Annotated in this window: 3 protein-coding genes; 2 read left to right on the forward strand and 1 reads right to left on the reverse strand. The window is 65.5% G+C overall.

The window, feature by feature from the left end:
• Positions 1 to 362 precede the first annotated feature (362 nt).
• Positions 363 to 671, forward strand: coding sequence for a hypothetical protein (locus ACIRRA_RS45885; RefSeq protein ID WP_402782420.1), 309 nt, complete (start codon positions 363 to 365; stop codon positions 669 to 671).
• A 74-nt stretch (positions 672 to 745) separates the two neighbouring features.
• Positions 746 to 1030, forward strand: coding sequence for a hypothetical protein (locus tag ACIRRA_RS45890; RefSeq protein ID WP_402782423.1), 285 nt, complete (start codon positions 746 to 748; stop codon positions 1028 to 1030).
• Positions 1031 to 1215: 185 nt separating this feature from the next.
• On the opposite strand, the gene ACIRRA_RS45895 is transcribed toward ACIRRA_RS45890, so the two are convergent.
• On the reverse strand, positions 1216 to 1876 hold a 661-nt coding region (locus ACIRRA_RS45895), incomplete at its 5' end, for a hypothetical protein (RefSeq protein ID WP_402782426.1).

Consider the following 1876-nt stretch of genomic DNA (forward strand, 5'->3'; position numbering starts at 1 on the left):
CCGCGACGACATCCACGAAGCATTCCTCAGCCTGGCCTGCGGCATCATCTGCTGGCGTCGACTGGTCAACCTCTCACTTTGTTAGGAGTTCTTAGCAGTTACCGCAGAGAGTTACTCGCTATGCGTGACAGCTCGGATAGCGACCTGGTGTTTTGACGGGTCGGCAGTGGGTCGACTCTCGAAACTATGCGCGGTACCGACGACTTCGAAGGCTCGCCCGGCCGCAAACACCCAGGTCGACTCGCGCTACCGCCGGATTCCGCGCCACTGTTCCTCACGCCCCGATTCGTCGAGCAATCCGCCGGCATATGCGGTGTCGAACTATCGAGCGGTCCTGTAATCGGTCGAGGGGGAGTGCTGGAGTGCAGATGTTCATCAGCGGCCGGGTCAGCCGCTGCGGTGGTGAGGCCCACGTCGTCATCGGTGCACCGCGGCCGGTCGCCGGGTGTGCCCGCGGTGAGAAGGTCTGCCACGTCGAGATCCGCCATGCGGACACGGTCGTGCGGCTGCACCCGCGGCCGGGGTCCACGCGGGTGGCACTGGACAACGCGCTGGGTGAGGTCACCCGGCATCTGGGCATCGACGTGGCGGGGTTGCTCGCACACGTCGCGATCGGGCCCGGGATTGACGAGGCCCGTGGTGGCGCGCAAGGGCCGCTCGCGTCGGGCTGAGGACAAAGTGCGCGATTGGGACGGGTTCGGCGATCGTCGCATGCGCCCGTGAGGGTCTTCACTACCGTCAGGTCATGGCCGAACTGAACCCGCCGACAATCACTTCACCCGACGAGCAGGGCATGGTCCTGCACGTGGAATCCGTGGTCCTGCCCGTACCTGGCAGTCCTGGTGAGGACATCAGCGTGCGCTGTGTCGACGGCACCACTTATGTGCTGCCGATCGAACTGCACACATGGGCGGAGCAACTGGTCGTCACGAACATGGAACTGTTCGAGGCGGGAGAGCCGTTTCTGCTTCCCGGCCACATCGACTTCGGTGTCCTCAACGGCGGTGTCTACGCCGAGATGATTTTCTAGTCCGGTCACCACATCCACCACCGGTGTTGAGAATCGATTTACGACACTTCGGGTGCCAGGATACGAATCGGCTGGTTGTGGCCCGAGTCCGTATGTCGAGAAACGTGTTTCGCGGTGGGCTGGCCGGACCGCATGTGGGGCTTTCTGCGGAAACTCCGCCCAGCGCGCTGCTCGGAGAGAATCGGCTACCTGGGCCGTGTCGGGCCGCCCGCGTCGCCGGGTCGGTGACATGTCGTCCACAGCTCGTAGGCCGCCGAGAGCTGAGCTGCCGCCTGGTCGGAATCGGTCGCGAAGAACGTGCTCTGCAGCCGGTCACCGACGGCGTCGTCGCGCAGCCACGACAGCACCGCTGCTCGTGCCTCGGGCTCGAACGGGTCGCGGGTAGTCCACACGTGGCAGGCTAGATCGGCGAGATGCCGCACCGGTGACAGCCCCGGCATTCTCAGCCAGTCGCCGAGCAGCCGCGGCAACGGCAGGTCCCACCAGTCCACGAATTGCAGCAGTGACGGACTGTCGGAAACGTAGCCCACCGATGCCGGGTAGCTGCCCAACACTTCTCGCCACACGATGGCCGCCAGCTCTCGAACGGCCGCGGCCTCGGTCGCCTTCCAGCCGGCCGCGCGACCTTTCGATCGCGACAGGCCGAGATCGAACGTCGGGGACGGCACGAGCAGAACCACCTCGAGTACCCGCGGCAGGAAATGCCGAAAACCGTCGTCGTCCAAGGACGTGACATGCAACGCTGCGAGTTGTGGGCCCGACAGCGCCCGCAGTGGGACGGCACGAGCATCCGCCGCCGACCACTCCGGAGCGCACTGCGGGCACGGCTTCAGATGCGACGGAACC

Source organism: Nocardia sp. NPDC101769, from assembly GCF_044766925.1.
In the GTDB taxonomy this organism is placed as follows: Bacteria; Actinomycetota; Actinomycetes; order Mycobacteriales; family Mycobacteriaceae; genus Nocardia.